10 protein-coding genes are annotated in these 19,335 nt (G+C 51.2%); 4 read left to right on the top strand and 6 right to left on the bottom strand.

Features of this window, described 5'->3' with window-relative positions; genetic code table 11:
- Positions 1-298 precede the first annotated feature (298 nt).
- The 3 genes from J3P35_RS09310 to J3P35_RS09300 all read left to right on the top strand — a co-directional run bounded on the left by J3P35_RS09310 (position 299) and on the right by J3P35_RS09300 (position 7,927).
- The gene (locus J3P35_RS09310; protein WP_246850132.1) at positions 299-1,018 is read left to right on the top strand and encodes a sensor histidine kinase; all 720 of its coding nucleotides are present in this window, start codon (positions 299-301) and stop codon (positions 1,016-1,018) included.
- Positions 987-1,712 (top strand): LytR/AlgR family response regulator transcription factor, encoded by a 726-nt coding sequence (locus J3P35_RS09305; protein ID WP_210464246.1) that lies wholly within the window; start codon positions 987-989, stop codon positions 1,710-1,712. The genes J3P35_RS09310 and J3P35_RS09305 overlap by 32 nt, the downstream gene beginning before the upstream one ends.
- A 722-nt stretch (positions 1,713-2,434) precedes the next feature.
- Complete coding sequence (locus J3P35_RS09300) at positions 2,435-7,927, top strand: Ig-like domain-containing protein (RefSeq protein WP_210464245.1); 5,493 nt, start codon at positions 2,435-2,437, stop codon at positions 7,925-7,927.
- A gap of 538 nt (positions 7,928-8,465) precedes the next feature.
- Here the strand turns inward: J3P35_RS09300 and J3P35_RS09295 are convergent.
- Positions 8,466-8,882: an SRPBCC family protein gene (locus J3P35_RS09295; RefSeq protein WP_210464243.1), complete on the bottom strand. Its 417-nt coding sequence runs from the start codon at positions 8,880-8,882 to the stop codon at positions 8,466-8,468.
- A 104-nt stretch (positions 8,883-8,986) separates the two neighbouring features.
- Positions 8,987-9,568, bottom strand: coding sequence for a DUF1572 domain-containing protein (locus J3P35_RS09290; protein ID WP_210464242.1), 582 nt, complete (start codon positions 9,566-9,568; stop codon positions 8,987-8,989).
- Positions 9,569-10,104: 536 nt separating this feature from the next.
- Between J3P35_RS09290 and J3P35_RS09285 the strand changes: the two genes are divergently transcribed.
- Entirely contained in the window at positions 10,105-11,727 is a 1,623-nt protein-coding gene (locus J3P35_RS09285) for an amidohydrolase (protein WP_210464240.1), read from the top strand.
- Positions 11,728-11,874: 147 nt separating this feature from the next.
- Here the strand turns inward: J3P35_RS09285 and J3P35_RS09280 are convergent, their stop codons facing one another.
- The 4 genes from J3P35_RS09280 to J3P35_RS09265 form a co-directional block, all read right to left on the bottom strand.
- The gene (locus J3P35_RS09280) at positions 11,875-13,293 is read right to left on the bottom strand and encodes a glycoside hydrolase family 125 protein (RefSeq protein WP_210464238.1); all 1,419 of its coding nucleotides are present in this window, start codon (positions 13,291-13,293) and stop codon (positions 11,875-11,877) included.
- A 56-nt stretch (positions 13,294-13,349) separates the two neighbouring features.
- On the bottom strand, positions 13,350-14,303 hold the full coding sequence (locus J3P35_RS09275; RefSeq protein WP_317195365.1) for a glycoside hydrolase family 43 protein: 954 nt from the start codon (positions 14,301-14,303) through the stop codon (positions 13,350-13,352).
- A gap of 205 nt (positions 14,304-14,508) precedes the next feature.
- Positions 14,509-17,001, bottom strand: a complete 2,493-nt coding sequence (locus tag J3P35_RS09270; RefSeq protein ID WP_210464233.1) for a glutaminase family protein — start codon at positions 16,999-17,001, stop codon at positions 14,509-14,511.
- 118 nt (positions 17,002-17,119) lie between these two features.
- Positions 17,120-19,306 (bottom strand): hypothetical protein, encoded by a 2,187-nt coding sequence (locus tag J3P35_RS09265; RefSeq protein ID WP_210464231.1) that lies wholly within the window; start codon positions 19,304-19,306, stop codon positions 17,120-17,122.
- Between the last annotated feature and the right edge of the window lie 29 nt (positions 19,307-19,335).

Here is a 19,335-nt window from a genome sequence, read left to right as displayed (position 1 = left end):
GCTGATTCACCTCTTCGTCTGGACGCTGTTCACCTTGTTGGTGGGCCTGCAATTGCGGACGGATGACCAATCTTTCTGGCTACCCCTAACAACAGGGTTTATGCTGACGGCTTTGTATGTCTTTTACAGCCATTTCTATCTCCTGACCAAGTACTCAGGCCGGAAAAAGAAGAGGGAATATTTTTTAAAGCTGGCAGCAATTTTCTTCACCGGCCCTTTCCCATTCGTGATTTTACACCCTAAAACTTCTGGTACATGGGACCTGTTCCTGGGATATTACCCTGTAACACTGTTGACCATGGTTCCCATTTTTCTCTTTCTCGGTTGGCTGGCCCGGGTCACCGAGACGCTGGTACTGAATACCATCAGAAAAGAGCAGCTGGAGAAACAGGCGGCAGAGACAGAACTACACTATTTGAAATCGCAGATAAACCCCCATTTTCTGTTCAATACCCTCAACAACATCCACACGCTGGTCTACAAACAAGCCCCCACTGCCCCTGAAGCCGTTTTGCGCCTGGCCTCCCTGATGCGTTACATGATTTATGAATCCAACGCGCCCACGGTACCGCTTACCCGGGAGATAAACTACCTGCAGGATTATATTGGATTGCAGCAGCTCCGGTACAAAAACTCACCGGTGGTAGACCTGACCCTACACGGCTTGCCGGAAACCTGTGAGATTGCTCCCCTGCTGTTCATCCACATCCTGGAAAACGCGTACAAACACAGCCCCGCCCGGCTGGAGCCCGGTGCCATAAAGGTCAAGGTGGATATAAAAGCCGATTCTATTACCTTTCAGATTGAGAATCCAATTGGTACTAACCGGAAAAAGATAGAGGTAGAGGAACCCGGTGGCATAGGATTGACCAATGTCCAGAAGAGACTGCAATTACAATACCCGGATCAGCACCTCCTGGAAATTCAAAACACCGGAGAAACGTTTGGGGTAAACCTGAAAATTAACGGTACGCACGCGCGCATCCATGAAAGAGAAACTCAGCTGCTACATCATTGATGACGAGCCTTTGGCTCAGGAGATTCTGGAGGAATACGTAGCCAAAGTTCCTTTCCTGGAGTTGAAAGGAACGTTCATGAGTCCTTTAGAAGCGGCGGAAAACCTGAAAAAAGACAAACCCGACCTGCTCTTCCTGGACATCAACATGCCGGACCTGGACGGGCTCAGTTTCATTCCCCTGCTGAACCCCAAACCTATGATCATCCTGACCACGGCCTACGACCAGTATGCGCTCAAAGCTTTTGAGTTGGAGGTGAAGGACTATCTGGTGAAGCCTTTCTCTTTTGAACGCTTCTACAAAGGGGTGCTGCGGCTGTACCAGGAACATAGCGCCAATCAAGTACCTGCGAAGAAAGAAGTAACTGCCGAGCCTAAAAACGAGCAGGAGTACCTTTTCCTGAAAGTGGGCCACCGCATCCAGAAAGTTGCCACGAAGGATATTCTCTTCATAGAAGGCATGAAGGACTACCTTCGGGTGCATACCGCTCAGGAAAAGATCATGACCTTAACCAGCTTTGCAAAACTGGAGGAACTGCTGCCTCCTCAGAATTTCGCCCGCGTGCACCGGTCTTTTATGGTAGCTATTGACAAGATTGACCACATTGAGAAAAACAGGATCAGCATTTCAGACCAAATAATTCCTATCAGTGATACCTACGCCGATGCTTTTTATAAAATGCTGAAGGGGATTTAAGAGGAGTTTTGTAAAGCACTTCCCTCCTTCTGTTCTATCCAAAATTACTTTTGCAAAAACACTCTACAAAACAGCCTACACTTCTACCAAGCCCATAAACTATTATTACCATAGAGATTTGGATAATTACAGCAAACCAAGAGGAAGGGGTACATATATTATTTTACCAGCTATAAAGCGCTGTTAATAAGAAAGCCATGCAGGCCCATAATTCTGCATGACTTTCTTATTTATCCCAAAAATTCAGTGAATGAATGTGCCTTAAAGATGATGATGCTTATGCACTATGATGTAGTCGAGTTAGGCAGATTAGATTTACGAATTCATCATTTCTTTCTATCCTGAAAGACCTTTCTATATAAAAAACATATTAAAGACCATCAACAATTAATAAATCCCTCATTTTCTACTAATAACGCGGTTTTACCACTCTTGTAGTAGTACTGATGTACCCGAAAACCACCAATTGATGAATTATTGATGTAGTTGATTATTAGGAGGCACCCCACCTCTGCCCCTACATTTAAGTAACATTTCCTCAAATACCTATATCTCAATTAATTAATTCAATCCAAAGAATTTTCCGCCCAACATATTATAAAGACAAGGCAGACCTGTAGTACCTGCACCACCAAAAGGTGAAATCCTGATAAACCTAAATCGGCTGCCTTAAGGCAAGCTTTATACTTCTATTTTTTTAAACATTTAATCCATAAACACTTATGAAGATTCTATACTATGCAAGGACTACCCTGTTTAAGCAAGGTAAGTCAATCCTCCTGTTAGGACTACTTCTGTGCACTACCTCCCTTTTAAGGGGCCAAAGCCTGGTTTGGGAAGAGAACTTTGATGGCACCAACATCAACCCGGATAATTGGACCTTTGATTTTGGCGACGGCTGTGAACGTGGAATTTGTGGTTGGGGAAACCAGGAGCTGGAGTATTATACCAGTCGGCCGGAAAATGCCAGGTTGGAGAACGGAAATCTTTTGATTGAGGCCCGTCGGGAGAATTTCCAGGGCAAACCTTTTACCTCGGCCCGTTTAAAAACCTATGGGCGGGTACATTTCAAATACGGCACCCTAGAAGCCAGAATCAAAGTACCCGATCTTAAGAATGGGTTATGGCCGGCGTTTTGGATGTTGGGTACCGCGGGGGTATGGCCTGCCAGCGGCGAGATAGACATCATGGAAATGGGTTCCGCTGGTGCTATCCGGGATGGAGTCGTCAACAAACGCGCTGGAGCCGCCGTGCACTGGGAAAGCGGCAATAACCAAGCTGATTACAACCAGGACTATAACAGCCCCACAGATTTAACCGATGATTACCACGTCTATAAAATGACTTGGGATGCGGAGGCCATTAAGGTGTTTATAGATGGGGTACAGTTCTTCAACATCAACATAGCCGGAGCAGCCGGGTCAGATTTGGAGGAATTCCATCAGTCGCAGTACATTATCCTAAACCTGGCAGTTGGCGGCTTGTACACCGGCATTCCTACCCCAGAAGGTGTTACCGCCCCGCTGCCGGGTAAAATGTACGTAGACTATGTAAAGCTGTACCAAAATGCGGGTGATGAGCTATACCTGGGCAAGGACAATGCTTTTGCCGGTAATTTCGGAATCTATACAGAAAACCCCCAAATCAACAATAAACTTACCTACGGCCAGGATGCTAACCTGTATATCTGGAACAACCTGGCCAACATTACGGGAGCCGCTGCCTTTGAAGGCAACGAGGTATTGGCTTTGCGGGCCGCCGCTGATAACTGGTTCGGGTTTGGGGTAGAGAATAAACCCATCAACCTTCTCAATTTCGCCGACGGTTTCCTGAAGTTCAACATGAAAACCTCTTACAATGGCCAATTCAAAGTAGGCGTCAAAAGCGGCCATGGGGAGAGTTGGATAAACTTTGCCCCCGGAGCTTCCCCCTATGGTTTGGTACGAGACGGCCAGTGGCATGAAGTAAGTATCCCATTAAGTGCTTTCAACAACCCTAACATGGGCATGCATATTGATTTGGGGTCCATTACTCAATCCTTTATGTTTGCCGGCGATGCTCCTGGCGCCACTACTGACTTTTACATTGATAATATCCATTATAGTGGTGGGGTTGCCGCCAATCCGGCCCCGGAGGTATCCCTCACCTCCCCGGCAAGCGAGACCGTATTTTTCACCTCTTCACCCATTACGTTAAGTGCCAACGCCAGCGATGCCAACGGGACTGTCACCAAGGTAGATTTTTTCAGCAACAACGTCTTGTTGGGCACAGATGAGACCAGTCCGTATAGCTTCACCTGGAATAATGCTCCGGCAGGGGTGCACACCATTACGGCCAAGGCCAGTGATAACGAAGGCACCGTGACTACGTCTAAACCCATCACCCTGTATGTAACCGCCCCCAACCATACGCCGCCGGCTGTTTCCATTACCAGCCCAATAGCCAGCTCCAGTTTTACCACTCCAGCCACGGTAACCATCAATGCTAATGCCACTGATGATGGTTCTGTCTATAAAGTGGAATTCTATAACGGCACTATCTTGCTGGGTACAGATTTCACCAGTCCTTTTAGCTATACCTGGTCAGGGGTGGCTGCCGGAACCTACAGCATCACCGCCAAAGCAACAGACAACGGCAAGTTAACCACCACATCAGAAGCCGTATCTGTGCTGGTGAAAGACAATTCCGTTGTAGCCAATGAGTTTGGCATTTACTCTGAGAAGGCTTCTATTACCCAGAAATTGGTATTTGGCCAGGACGCCAACTTGTATATCTGGAATGGCCTCACCCCTATCTCCGGCGCGGCTCCTTTTGAAGGCAATGATGTACTGGCGTTGCGGGCCACCCCAGGAAACTGGTTCGGCTTTGGCATTGCCAATGATGTTAAAAACATCAACCACTTTAAGGCTGGTTCTTTGAGGTTCCATTTCAGAACTTCTTTTACCGGTGCGTTCAAATTGGGCATCATCACCAGCGGTGGCGAAAGCTGGATTGAGTTCCCTGCCAATGTCCAGAAATTCGGGTTAGTACGCGATGGCGAATGGCATGAGGTGGTAATCCCAATGGTGAACTTCGCCAGCGTAGATTTAACCAATCTAACCCAGGCCTTCGTGTTTGCGGGTGATGCCCCAGCCACCAATGCTGATTTTTTCCTGGACAATATATATTTCAGCACCCAGGCCCCGGCCAACACCGCTCCGGTGGTCAACATTACCTCCCCAACGGCCTCGGCGGTATTTACGGCACCGGCCACCATCACCATCGCCTCTGATGCCTCTGATCCTGATGGCAGCATTTCCAAAGTGGAATACTTTAACGGCACCACTAAAATTGGGGAAGACCTTACCGCTCCTTTCTCCTTCACCTGGAACAATGTAGCTGCCGGTGCCTACACCCTTTCTGCCAAGGCTACCGACAATGGGGGCTTGGTTTCCACTTCTGCTGAGGTAAAGGTGACAGTGCAAGAGGCTGCCAGCCGTGGCCCTAACCTTGCCCTGAATAAGCCGGTCACGGTTTCTTCCCTTGAGAACCCTTCCACCCCGGGCACCAATGCCGTGGATGGAAGCCTCACTACCCGGTGGGCCAGCGCTTTCAGTGACCCTCAATGGCTATCTGTTGATTTAGGGGCTGCCTATAACATCAACGAAGTGAAAATCACCTGGGAGCCCGCCTATGCCAAAGCGTATGAAGTGCAGACCTCATTGGATGGTACCACCTGGACTAACGTTAAAACCGTTACGGGCAACTCCGAACTGGTAAACGATCACACTGGTTTAACCGCTAACGGAAGATACGTCCGGATCTATGGTACCCAACGGGCAACGCCTTACGGATATTCCATTTTCGAACTAGAAGTGTATGGCGCCGCTCCTGAGGCTTACTGCGGCACGGCTGCCAACGGTGATTACAGCTACAAAGTCACTACATCAGGTGAAAACGTGAATTTCACCTTCCATCCACTCGGTGCCACCGCCGGCGGGAACTTAGCCATCATCTATATCAAGGAAGGCGCAGCCAATGGCTATCCAGGATATACTATGGCCAAAAATTCTGCTGGTGATTTCACCTTCTCTAAACCCATTGCGGCAGGAACGCCCCTGAGCATTTACTTTACTTACCAGGTAGGCCCCAACGGTCCCGAAAGGAATTCCGCGGCTACTCCTCACAATTATACCGTAGGTGCTACCTGTGGCAGTGCTCCTGGCACAAGTGCCCCAACCGTTAGCATTACTTCTCCAACTTCCTCTGCTACCTACTCAGCTCCGGCTACCATTTCCATCAACGCCGATGCGGCTGATACAGATGGCTCCATAGCCCAGGTAGAATTCTACAAGGGAACTGATTTGCTTGGCTCAGATAACACGGCACCTTATTCTTTCACCTGGAATAACGTGGCAGCAGGCACGTATTCCATCTCGGTTAAAGCGATTGATAACACAGGTCTAAGCACAAGCTCTACTGCTGTCCAAGTGGTGGTAAATTCAGCTTCTTCTACCGGCACAAACCTGGCCCTGAATAAACCGGTTATCACTTCCAGCATTGAAGCCCCAGGAACTGCCGGTGGCAATGCCGTGGATGGAAACATGACCACCCGCTGGTCCAGCGCCTTCAGTGATCCGCAATGGCTTGCCGTAAACCTGGGTAAATCCTACAAAGTAAATCAGGTGAAAATTACGTGGGAACCTGCTTACGCTAAAAACTACCAGGTACAGGTTTCAGACGATGGCACTACCTGGAACACCATCAAAGAGGTGGTAGGCAATTCAACCCTGTTAAACGATCATACTGGTTTAGTGGCAACCGGCCAATACATCCGGATCTATGGCACGGAACGTGCGTTACCTTACGGGTATTCCATCTATGAACTGGAGGTATACGGCGAGGAAAATTCAGTTCCAGAAAATACTCCGCCCACGGTAGCCATCACCTCTCCTTCTACTACCACCTTTACCGCACCGGCCAGCATCAGTTTAACTGCTTCTGCTACGGATGCAAACGGCACGGTGGCATTGGTGGAATATTTTAGCGGTGCCACCAAACTAGGTGAGGCGAACTCTGCTCCTTACACTGTCAACTGGACGGATGTAATGCCAGGCACGTACGTCTTGACTGCAAAGGCCACAGATAACGGAGGCCTCTCTGCCACTTCCCTCCCCATCACCATTCAGGTGAACTACCCTGATGCAGACGGAGATGGCGTTACTTCTGAAACAGACTGCAACGACGACAATGCCGCAGTTTACCCGGGAGCCACTGAAGTGTGCGATGGGCTGGACAATGACTGCGACGGCCAAACAGACGAAGGCGTAAAAACCATTTTCTACGCTGATTCTGATAAAGATGGCTTTGGCGATGCAGCCGTTACAACCCTGGCGTGTGAAGCTCCAGCCGGGTACGTGTCTAAAGCAGGAGACTGCAATGATCAGGATGCTTCCATAAACCCGGGCGCTACAGACCTTTGCGATGGCATTGACCGCAACTGCGATGGCAAGGTACGGTCTCCCATGCAAGCGCCAACCATCACGGTTACTCCTTCCTCTACCGTGTACACCGGTGGCATTGCCAACACGCTTTACTTAGGATATGGCGCAAAAAGTGCGACCTTGACGGCGCAAGCCGCTGGGGCCGTCAGCTTTGCCTGGAATGCCGCTCCCGGATTGACCAATACCACCTCGGCCAGTGCCACTTTCACCCCAACGGCTGCGGGCACCTACACCTTTACCGTACTATCATCCAACAGCGATGCGTGTACGTCTAATGCCTCTGTTACTATCAAAGTTATTGACGCCCGCGGTGGTAAAAAGCAGGACAAGGTGGTAGTATGTCACAAAGGCACAGCCACGGTAGTTGGCTTAGATGAAGTACAAATCCATTTAAGTCATGGAGATAAATTAGGAGCCTGTACTACTTCCAATGTAGCTGCTACCCAGACCACCTCCTTACAACAAGAGGTACCAGTTGCCCTACGAGTTTATCCTAACCCTGCCAAGGGCAATGCCACTATTGAGTTTACCTCTGTAAAAGCAGGCCGGTTTGAGGTAGCGGTCTATGACTTGAAAGGTACTTTGGTAAAAGTTGTGGCCAGAGGAAAAGCCACCCAAAGCCAGCACTTCACCTATGAGGTAGACGCAACTACGTTCGCCGATGGTGTCTATATGGTCCGGCTGGTTTCCGAAAACGAGATAGTAACCCAACGTTTGATGGTAACCCATTAAGCAAAGGCCCTTAGCAAAACACTTGAAAAAAGCTCTGGCATACGCCAGAGCTTTTTTCATTTTATGCGCTTGTAAAATATGCCTACTTGGGAAGGCATATTTTACAAGCGTTTTTCAAAAAAAACCCTAAACTAATAAACACAAGGCCAGGTCATCCCAGTCTTTTGTTTCTATTAGAACGTTCAACTATAAAAGCACTTCTTACTCAAGAAAGGCTTATTCTGCTTTATCGAGTTTTACCAGAAGCACATCTCTCCAGCAATCTCGCCCGTTCCTTTAGTTTTCGGGGATTCTGGTGCTTGACCTGTTAAATGCAGGCCTTTGCCCAAATTTTTCAGCCTTGCGCCGCGCTTGGAACTCCAGAGAAATAATGCCAAAAGCCAAACAGGCCCCGAAGGTTTTACGCTTTGGGGCCTGTTTGGCTTTTGAAAAGAAATTCCGTTTCGAGCCCGTTTTCCGCAAAACGGCCTTTGATAGAAGTGCTATTTACTTCATCGGCAAAGTCGCAGAGCCCAGGTTCACTTTTTAATGCGGTAAATTAGTTAGCCTCTACATACTTCTTGAAGTTGTTCAAGATGGCTTGCCAGCCGGCTCTTTGCATCTCTGTATCATGCTCGCCCTCGGCGTCAAAGGTGGTGGTTACCTTGGTGGTCCCGCCCAGATCTTCGAACTCAGTCGTAGACTGTCTACCATTGGGCATGGTGAAGGTAAGTCGTTTTTGGGGAATGACTTCGTCGTACACGCCCTCAAAGTCAAACCCGAAGCTACCATCTTTAGCCTCCATTCTGGCTAAGTACTTGCCGCCCACCTGAAGATCGTTTTCCGCGGCCGGGCATTGCCAGTCATCGCTGGCGAAGTTCCAGTTGGTGATGTGTTCAGGCTGGGTATAGAAGTCCCAAACTTTGTCTGTGCTTGCTAAAACGGTTGCTTCAACCGTGATCTTAGTTTGTTCCATGGTTCTATTTTGTATTGTAACTAATTCAATATCGTTGGTAAAGCTTTGGGTTGTTGTCTTATCTAAAGTCCTCAACCCTAAAGCACCTTACAACCTGTATTCATTCAGCGGGCCTGTTCTTGGCTGCCTTTTAAGAATTCGTCTGTGAAGTGCTCTTTCTGCCTGGGCTTTGAAAACTTTTCCTGGTTATACATCTGCGAATTTCCTTTAGGGATGGACAAAGAAGCCCAGCCGTTCTCAGAGAGCATTTTCCCCAGGAACACAATCTGCCCCACATGGTACGGGTAATGCGCGAGCTGCCGGTTAATTGCCTCCATCACCGTATGTCCCTGATTTCTGATGTAGATGATGGTGTCAAGGTCATCGGCGGTTAAAGAATTAAGCGTGTTGAACAGGCAGGCCCAGCCTTCCTCCCATTTGGCTAAAACTTCGGCCCTGGTATGAAGGTCATTCTCAAATTCAGCGTCACGGTTGCGCCATTCCTTTTCTCCGTCTGAGGTCAGGAAATCGGTCCAGCGGGACAGCATGTTTCCCCAAAGGTGCTTGACAATAGTGCCGATGCTGTTACTGTCCTCATTGAACTGCCAGAACAGCTTCTCGTCAGGTACCTGCGGAAAGGTTTTGTCACCCAGCATTTTGTAATACTCAAACTGCTTTCTTACGCTTTCTAAGTAGTTGCTATGCATGATACTTGGGCTAAATGGTCCTCGTCTTAGCTACTGATCAGGTGTAACATGGCCTAAGCCATAGGCTGATGCCTATCGTGTATTCTTTGCTGTGGCAAACTTGGTTTATACCCGAGCACCCGGGACTACTTAAAGATGACAGTTTTTCCCCTCTTTTCTGAAAAACAGCCTGTAAACGTGAAACTACTAATTACTGGAAATACTGCGCAATCTTCTGCCATACTGTTTTTACTTCTTTTTGCTTGTTTTCACCAGCAGGCAGAAAGAAGTTCCTGTAAGTGATCAGTTGGTTCTAGGTAATGCCAATATTTCAGACGGTTTGGTCAAGTTTGATTTTGGAGTATTCAGACACTGGGAAGGCTATGCAGTTCCTCAGCATTCTTCTTTATCAAAGGCTCATTCTTGTACAAACACTTTCCATCAAATGAGTCAAAAGCTCCAATGCTTTCCAAGATCAACGCTGAGTGAGAAACGTTTTGGCAAGGCTTCTCCCAACTCCTTAATTTCAGTACATTTAAGGAAACCAAACCTGACCTATGCACCAGTTGAAAACCACCCTGTTCTTATTTTTTTTGGTTGTCACTTCTCAGCTAAAGGCGCAGCAGAATGCGGCAGCTTCTGCACCAGAAGTGGAGAAATGGAAAAAGGAAGTAGTCCAGGCCCTGGACAAGAAAGCAAAAAACGCCCAGGAAATGGTGGACATGGTGTTCAGCTTCTCGGAACTGGGATACCAGGAAACAGAGTCCTCAGCCTATCTAACGGGCATCCTCAAAAAGAACGGGTTCACCATTGAATACGGCGTTGGGGGAATCCCTACCGCCTGGATGGCCCGTTGGGGTAACGGCAAACCCGTGATCGCGCTGGGCAGTGACATTGACGGTATCCCGAAAGCTTCGCAGAAACCCGGGGTGGCCTACAAAGAACCCATTGTGGAAGGCGCGCCGGGCCACGGCGAGGGCCATAACTCGGGCTTGCCCCTGGTGATTTTGTCGGCCATAGAAGTGAAAAAAATCATGGAGCGCGAGAAGATGGCCGGTACCCTGGTGCTGTGGCCGGGCGTGGCCGAGGAGCTGGTGGGTTCCAAAGCCTGGTATATCCGCGACGGCTATTTCAAGAACGTAGACGCCTGCATTTTCACCCACGTGGGCAGCAACCTAGGCGTTTCCTGGGGTGATGCGGGGAACAACGGATTAGTATCGGTGGAGTTTACCTTTGAGGGCAGCTCGGCACACGCGGCCGGGTCACCTTGGCGGGGCAAGAGCGCCCTGGATGCCGTGGAACTGATGGACATTGCCTGGAACTTCAAGCGGGAACACCTCAAACCCACCCAACGCTCCCACTACGTGATCACCGATGGCGGCGACCAACCCAACGTGGTACCCTCCAAAGCCAGCGTCTGGTATTACCTGCGGGAAAGAACCTACGAAGACATCAAAGGCATGTATGACGAGGCCTTACTGTACGCCAACTCCGTGGCCACCATGACCGGCACTAAAGTCACTCACCGGCTGCTGGGCACCGCCTGGCCCGGCCATTTCAACAAACCCATTGCCGAGGCAGTCTACACCAATATCCAAACCATAGGGCTCCCCACCTGGGATGCGGCCGACCAACAGCTGGCCCGGGCGGTGCAGAAACTTGTGAAAGCCCCCAAAACAAACCTTCGCGGCCAACCCATAGATGGCTTAGCCACCAAAGTTGATTCCCTGTACGGACCGGATAAAACCTCCTGGGGCGGCGGCAGCGATGACATCGCTGATATTGCCTGGAACGTTCCCACCGTGGTGCTGCGCTACCCATCCAACATCCCCGGCACCCCGGGCCACAATTGGGCCGATGCCATCGCCATGGCTACCCCCATTGCGCATAAGGGCGTGGTGGCCGGCAGCAAAGTCGTAGCCACTACCCTGCTGGACATGCTCACCAACCCCAGGATCATCTCCGATGCCTGGGACTATCACCGCAACGTCCAGACCAAGGAGGTGAAATACACGCCCTTTGTGGAGGCTAATACCGTACCAGCCACTCACCTGAACAAAATCATCCAGGAAACCTATCGGCCGCAGCTGAAGAAGTTTTACTACAACCCCAAGAAGTATAAGACTTACCTGGAGCAGCTAGGCATCCAATATCCGCAGGTGGAGAAGAAAGGCTCCTGATCTGGGCAGTCTCAGGCCGACAGGCTAAACCTGTCTTTTCCTTTTTAAGAGTAAGCGCCCCTGGTTTCGGGCACGTTTCTAGTAAAACGTGCCCGAAACCAGGGGCGCTTTCATTGCAGGCCTTTCCGCTAGTTTCTTCCTTGAAGATTACGCCAGCAGCTTAGGATTCTCCTGGTAGGTTTTCCAGAGGAACTCCCCGAAGAGGGTGTTGGCCCAGGCAAACCAGGAGCGGCTGAACTTTTTAGGGTCATCCTTATGGAAACTCTCGTGCATGAACCCGGTTCCGGCGTGGGTGGCTTTCAGCATCTCAATACAGGTTTTCACTTCCTGGGCATCGGTGGAGGTGAGGCCGCGCATGGTGATGGCCATGGGCCAGATCATGTCCTGCCCCACGTGCGGACCACCAATGCCTTCGGCGGCAGTGCCTTTGAAGAAGAACGGGTTGTTCTCAGACAGGATGTATTTGCGGGTGTTTTGGTAAACCGGGTCAGAAACGGAAACTGCCCCCAGGTACGGCAAGGACAGCAGGCTAGGCACGTTGGCATCGTCCATGAAATAGTAATTCCCGAAACCGTCCACTTCAAAGGCGTAGATTCTACCGTGCTGGGGATGGTCCATTACTGCGTGGGTTTGCAAGGCTTTCTCCACCTCAGAAGCCAAGGCCAACAGAGTATCTGCGGTATTCTTGTCTTTTGCGATGGCATTCAGCATCTCGGCGGCCTGTCTAAGGCTCACCACCGCGAAGAAGTTGGAAGGCACCAGAAAGGAGTAAATGGTGGCATCATCGCTGGGCCTAAATGCGGAGCAGATGAGTCCCACGGGTTTCACCGGGAAACCGTAGCCGGCCATGGGCAGGGTATCGGTGGGGGCATGCGTAACTCGCTGGAATTTATAAGGGCCCAAGTTTTCTTTGCGCTGCTGCTCCCGGAAGGTTTTGTAGATGGCTTGGATGGCCTGCTGCCACTGCGCATCAAAGGGCTTGGTGTCGCCGGTTTCTTTCCAGTAATGGTAGGCCAGCCGGATGGGGTAACACAAAGAATCGATCTCCCACTTGCGCTCGTGCACGCCGGGTTTCATGTTGGTCAGGTCCGTCTTCCACTCCCCTACTTTGTTTTCGTCACCGTAAAACGCGTTCGCATAAGGGTCTTTGAGGATGTACGTGGTCTGCCGGTTGATCACCCCGGCCACCAGCTGCCGAAGCGGTTCGTCTTTTTTCAGGAATTGGAGGTAGGGCCACACCTGGGCCGAGCTGTCGCGCATCCACATGGCGTCAATGTCGCCAGTGATGACGTAGGTATCGGGTTTTCCGTTGTTGTTTTTATGGGTGACGGTGGTATCCAGGGTGCTGGGGAAACAGTTCTCAAACAGCCAGCCCAGCTCTTTGTCTTTCACGTTCTTCCGGAACTCCTTGATAGCCGCCTCCACCGATTTACTCTGGAAATTACGCTTGGCCGCCGGCACCCGCACCACCGGAAAATCAGCCGGCGAGGCAAATAAAGACATGGGGGCAATAACAGCGCCGGCGCTTAAAAAGGCTGAGCTTTGAATAAAGGTTCTCCTGTTCATGTAGGTTGATCTTTTTTGATATCGTGGTGAAAAGCTTTCTCCTGAGTAGGATTAGCTTATTTGATTTTCTGCTTCGCTACGCCTTCCTGGGTGATTTTCACCGGCTGAATAAAGCCTTTCTCGTCAAAGGTCATGCGGTCAATGCAGGTCACCCGGTGGTCCCTACCTGTATCGCCCAGGGGTCTGCGGTGGTAGACAATGTACCAGTCATCTGACTTGGGATCATGCATCACGGAGTGGTGCCCGGCGCTGGTGGCAACCTGCGGGTCCTGCGCCAGGATAGTGCTGATGCGCTTAAAAGGTCCCATGGGAGAATCAGCGATGGCGTAGGCTACCCGGTAATCGGGGCCGCCCCAGCCGCCCTCAGACCACATGAAGTAATACTTGCCACCTTTCTCAAACATGAACGGGCCTTCAACGTAGCCTTCCGGGGTGATTTCCTTGAAGGTAGTTCCATCCTCAAAAGTTGTGAAACCGGTGAAATCGTCCTTCAGTTTGGCGATGTTGCAGTGCCGCCAGCCACCGTAAATCATGTAGTACTGGCCGTCTTTGTCTTTGAACACGAACTGGTCAATAGGCTGCGCGCCGTTGTGGAATTTGTCTATCAGCGGTTTCCCCAGGTAATCTTTGAAAGGGCCTTCCGGTTTGTTGGCCACCGCCACCCCGATACCCCCTATTTCATTGTCACTCTGGATGTCATTGGCCCCGAAGAACAGAAAGTACTTGCCTTTTTTCTCCACGATAGCCGGGGCCCAGATGGCTTTCTTGGCCCATTTCACCGCCGTGGTGTCCAGGATGCGGGCGTGTTTGGTCCAGTTCACCAGGTCCGGCGAGGAGAAGGCATCAAAGAACACCTGCTTTTCATAGACTGCCGAGAAGGTGGGATAGATCCAGTACTTCTTCCCGAAGATGGCACCCTCCGGATCGGCGTACCAGCCGGGGAAAACCGGGTTGCCGGCGGTGGTTTTCTCAACCGTTTTAGCGGTTTTATTAGGAACCGTTTTAGCCACATTTTGGGAAAAAGCAGGCAAAACTACGCCAGACAGCAAGCTACCGAGAATGACTTTTTTAAGGGTTGTTTTTAAAGGCATAGACTCAAGGATGAATTTAGAAAGGCTGCCTTCAGTCTTCCTGAAGGCAGCCCGGATGAGGAATCAAAGGCGCCACAAAATATACAAAGTATCCGTCTGTTTCGCTGGTTGGCCTGGCTGATTTTTATTTGGTGTTGGCGCTCTGCAGCGGCTGTTTGTTTAGTTTATCCTCCAGCATTTTCATAAAATACCCGCCTACCACAGAGCGGGCCTGGAACCCGGTCATTCTTCCGTTGACGGTCTCGTGCCAGTCACTGATGGGCACCCGGGAAGGGGTTTCGTTTGCGTATTTCCAGACGGGCGTGATGATGGCTTTGAAGTCTTTGGGGTTATCTGAAAGGGTGGCGGTCCAGATGATCCAGTCAGATTTGGTGTAGGTCTTGCGGCTGTCCAGCGGCAGCCCGAAAGGCTGTTGTTTGGTGAGGTAGTACTTCACTTCCGTTTCACGCACGGTTTTAGGGAAGATGTTCAAATCCAGGATATCGTCCCAGGCCAGGTTGTATTTCTGGCTCCAGGTACCCTTGTTCTCGAAAGCAAGGGTAAAGTGGTCGCCGTCGCCGGCCAGTTGCATCCACTTCTGGGCCATCTCCTTGGGTTCGTTGGTGTACTGCTTGGCCACCTCGGCCTTGCCCAGCATTTGAGCCAACATGCCGTAGGCCCCCAGGGCTTCAATCGCTTTCACCGACAAATTCGCGTTGCGGGCCAGGTGCCCGGCAAAGTCATCGGTGGAGAGTTGGTTCTCGGGATCAAAACCGCTTTTCTTGAGAAACTCGGCCCAGGTGGTGAGGGTTTCCCAGTGCTTGCGGGCGTACTCGGCGTTACCTTCCGCCTTCGCGATAGCCGCAGTAAGGATGAGCATGTTACCTGCTTCCTCCACCGGCATGTCCTCGCCGTATGTCTGGCCGTTGGCAATGGGGTACGTGCCCAGGTCATGCGCCGGGAAAGGCTTTTTCCACTGACCGCTCTCGCTGTAGTAGAAGATGCCGTTTAGCATGCCTTTTAATAAATCTGGGTTATAAACGAGAAACAGCGGCGCCGAAGGATAGGTCACATCCACGGTGTTGATGGAGCCGTTGCTGAAGTTTTCCTTGGACAGGAACAGAATTTCGCCCTGCGGACTTTTCACCAGAATGTGGGCCGCGATGGCTTGGCGGTAAGCCAACTCACAAAGATCGGCGTACTCTTTTCCGCCGGATTTCTGGGCGTCTTGGTACAGCTGCTTGTCAAAAGCCTCGCACTGCTTGATGGTCTTGGCGTAATCGGCGGAAGCCTGGGCCATTTCTTTTTCAATAGTGGCGGCTTCACTTTCTTTCCACCAAGGGCGCAGGTTCTGCTTGAAGTACTGGACGGCGTACACCTCATCATATCCTAAAAGAAAAACCTGCTCTTTGGCCTCAGGACCTACTTTGCCCAACGGCACGATGGTGCTTAACATCAGGCTTCTGCCCTGCTCCGTGTTCTGCACCGCCGGGGTTGTGGCGGATAGAAAAGGCGCTACCGCTTTTCCTACTGAGCTCACGTACTGGTTGGCTTTCGCCGAAGCTGGCACCGCCACGTACAGGTATCCCCAGTCAATGCGCACATCATCGCCTTTCTTCTGCAGCATGGGCTGGGCCTTGGTACCGGCTTTCAGGATAGAGAGTTTCTCGGCGGTGTACTCCTGCGTGGTCACTTCCTGGTCTGGGGTGTTCACCGCGATGTCTGAGGAAGCCCCCAGGTACAGCTGCACGTTGTGGGCCACCTTGTCATTTGACTTCACCTTCATGGACACGTATGACACCGGCCGGGCCAGCACATCCAGGTTGTTCATGAGCAGCGGTGAAGTGAAGGTGGCGGTCACGTCCACTTTGCCGCAGGTGAATTGGTAGATGGTTTGGGTGGCGTTCAGTTGCACGCTTTTCTGCACGGCCGGAATCACCTTGGCGTACTCCTTGGTGGTTTCCTCGCGCACCAAACCGGCATCCAGCCAGCGGCCGCCGGCGGTATTAGCCACGTGGATGGCCAGCACATTGCCTTCTTTCTTCAGCTTTTTGGCGACCTCAGGCTTGATGGGAATGTACTCGTACTTATGCACCCACCCCACGTGGCGGTAGATTTCCTCGCCGTTAAGGTAGACTTCCACGTTGTCGTCATGGTTCAGTTTGAGGAACAGTTTCCCGGCATCGGCCTCGGAAAAAGAGAAGGTTCTTCTCACCCAGAGATTGCTGCTCTCCCAGGGTGTTTTGGCCTGGGTCTTGTCATCCCCGAAAGGCGCTGCCCCGGTTTTCCAGCCAGACGCGTTGAACTGGGCTGACTGCCAGCCAGCACCGGGCTCGTTTTCAGTATAGGTGAAAGAATAGGCTTTCTCGTCGGCCGCCGGAAGCACCGATTGGTACACTTTGGCCTCCTGGCCCAGGAACCGGTACACTGCGCCATCTACCTTCACCATGCCAATCAGAGGCGTCTCCTGGCCAGTCCAGTGTTTTGTGGCCGATTTTGACAAATCATCGCCAAAAGACCAGATACTGAAATAAGGGTTATGCGTGACCAAGGGGTAAGCGGGCGCCCGGAGATCCTGTGCCGTGAGCACCAGTTGGGGCAACCATACCAGAAACAAAAACAGACTGATTCTTTTCATACTTAGGTGGAAGAAAGGTTTGTTAGCTTATTATAAAAAGGACTTTTCAGGGGTAATAGAGGCTATGCTAAAGTTAAGGTTTTCTGCATTTTATCCAAGGGAAGCACAGGGCTGGAGATCACCAATTCACCTGCACCCTGATGCCGCGGCTGTCATTCTCAAACTGCACCAGGTAGGTGTTGGTGTCCTTGTGCCAGGCGGTTTTCACGTCTGCGAGTTTCTGGCCACCGGCATCGGTTAGGGTGATGGTTTTGGGTTCAGCGGGAAGTACCATGCGCATGGCGTTTCTGGTGTTGGAAGGGCTTTTGGTCAGGAAGGAATAAGAAGTTTTCCCTTTCTTTTCCTCGTACACCCGTGAGGCGGCACACAGCACCGATGGCTCTTTTTTGCTTTTCAGGCGGGTGAGGTTATAGAGGTAGGCCTGCTGGCCCGGCTTCACCACTTTCTCTGGAAGCACCGGCAACTCAGGATCAAACAAGTCTACTACCGGACCGGATATTGTTAATGGAGTATCGCCCACGCTTTCGTCCAGAACCGCCGCGATGTCAAAAGGTCCCCGTTGCAACAGGAAATGATTCTTGGTAATGACCTTTCCCGCTTTGGCATCTGTTTCAAAGGCGTTTATCACCAAAGAGATGAAATCTGCATCCTCGCCGGATTGCAACACGAGTTCTTTGGGATCGCGGCGCAGGAGGTACACTTTGCCTTTGCCTACGGAGTAGTTCTGTTTCCCCGAGGTCTCTGTGATGCCCAGTTGCTCCAAGAGGTGCTCTGAAGGCGCTTTGTAGGTTTTTCCGCCCGTGTTCCACCATTCTTTTACCGTTTGGAAAGGGTCATGGTCGCGGCCCACGTACACCAACACGCCGCCGTTTTTGACCCATTTTGCCAAAACCTCATGCGAAACAGGCGACATGGGTTTCATGTTGGCGTAGCTCATGATGAGCACTTTGGTGTTCTTCAGGGTTTGGTCCAGGCCCAGGTTCTCCATGTGCACCGTTCCCACCGGAATACCCTGTTTCAGGAAGGGCATCACCATGCCGTAGAAGTTGGAAAGCTGCGGATCTTCGTAGCCTTTGTGGGTGGGAAACCGCTGAAACATCATGGAATTACCCAGCAGAATGTCAATGCCCTTGGTGCCGTTTACTTGGTTCGAAGACAGAGGCATGTCGTTGAGGGAGTTCACCATCACCTGCATCTGGGTGGCGTAGGTTCTGGGGATGGGCTGGGTCTCATTGCTATTTTCCATCTTGAACTTGCCCAGGTAGATGCGTTTGGGCCAGGGCATCACCTCGTACGAAGCCACCGTGGGGTACAGCAGTTGCGCGGTAAAGGTGGCCTCGTAGTTTCGTTTGTAGTCGTCCCAGGTTTGGCGGCGGTCCTCGATGGGATCGGTGAGGAAGAACATCTTGCGGCCGGTGGGTGCCGTCATCGACACCATGGAACCGTACTCCAGAAAAGCATTCTCAAACACGCGCTCTTTCAACACGCCGTTGAAGTGGATAGGCTCCCGCGAAGTGCCGGTCCAGACCTGCGCGATGTAGCCGTCCATTCCTTCCAGATTCGCCAGACTGGCCTCGGGGCTCACAATGGCCCAGGAAGAATAGTTGATGAGCGAGTGGGTGGGTACGTAACACTTGACGGTGACGCCTTTGCTTTGACTGTAGGATCGCACGTAGGCAAACACCTCTTTCAGGGCGTTGAAGTAGAGTTGGTATTTTAGTTTGGAGGAAAGGTAGGTAGCCTCGGGAGATTCGTCCTGGGCCATCCAGGGGAAGCCGTACTGTTTTTCCCACTCTTTTTTAAAAGAAGGCCCATAACCGGCCCGGGCCCAGAACTCCGGTTCCTCCAGGTGCACGGCGGTCACGCCGGCATCAATGGCTCTTTTCACCAAGGCTTTCATGTAGGTGAGGTAAGTGGCCGAGGGAACCACGTAGGGCACGTCTTTGCCGTGCCAGATGGTTTCGCCGTTTTGCATGACCTGACCGTCTTCCCAGTGGGTTTTGCCATCGTATTTGCCAGTGAAGAAATCCTGGTACTCGCCCCAGGCGATGCCCGTCATGAAATGCACTTTGTAGCCTTTGTCGCGCCAGCTTTTCACGCGGCCTTCAAAGTCGCCGCCCGCGTCATGGATGCCGTAGACAATGGCCACATCGGAACGCACATCGTAATCTGGCGCCCAGGCATCGGCAATCTGGAAGGCGGTTTTCTCGCTATCGGGTTTAGGGGCTTTCAGCTGGGCATGGCTTCTCAACCCCAACAGCAGGGCACCACTCAGAAAGAAAGCGACTCTTGATTTCAGGACCATGGGGGTTACAGTTGAAAGCCTTTGGATAA

Source organism: Rufibacter roseolus (assembly GCF_017916365.1).
Classification (GTDB): Bacteria; Bacteroidota; Bacteroidia; order Cytophagales; family Hymenobacteraceae; genus Nibribacter; species Nibribacter roseolus.
Note: the sequence above shows the minus strand (reverse complement) of the source record. Positions and strands in the feature narration are given on the sequence as shown.

Coding starts and splice junctions, on each gene's coding strand:
- J3P35_RS09310 (WP_246850132.1), top strand. CDS start 299: ATGGTTCCCATTTTTCTCTTTCTCGGTTGGCTGGCCCGGGTCACCGAG.
- J3P35_RS09305 (WP_210464246.1), top strand. CDS start 987: ATGAAAGAGAAACTCAGCTGCTACATCATTGATGACGAGCCTTTGGCT.
- J3P35_RS09300 (WP_210464245.1), top strand. CDS start 2,435: ATGAAGATTCTATACTATGCAAGGACTACCCTGTTTAAGCAAGGTAAG.
- J3P35_RS09295 (WP_210464243.1), bottom strand. CDS start 8,882: ATGGAACAAACTAAGATCACGGTTGAAGCAACCGTTTTAGCAAGCACA.
- J3P35_RS09290 (WP_210464242.1), bottom strand. CDS start 9,568: ATGCATAGCAACTACTTAGAAAGCGTAAGAAAGCAGTTTGAGTATTAC.
- J3P35_RS09285 (WP_210464240.1), top strand. CDS start 10,105: ATGCACCAGTTGAAAACCACCCTGTTCTTATTTTTTTTGGTTGTCACT.
- J3P35_RS09280 (WP_210464238.1), bottom strand. CDS start 13,293: ATGAACAGGAGAACCTTTATTCAAAGCTCAGCCTTTTTAAGCGCCGGC.
- J3P35_RS09270 (WP_210464233.1), bottom strand. CDS start 17,001: ATGAAAAGAATCAGTCTGTTTTTGTTTCTGGTATGGTTGCCCCAACTG.
- J3P35_RS09265 (WP_210464231.1), bottom strand. CDS start 19,306: ATGGTCCTGAAATCAAGAGTCGCTTTCTTTCTGAGTGGTGCCCTGCTG.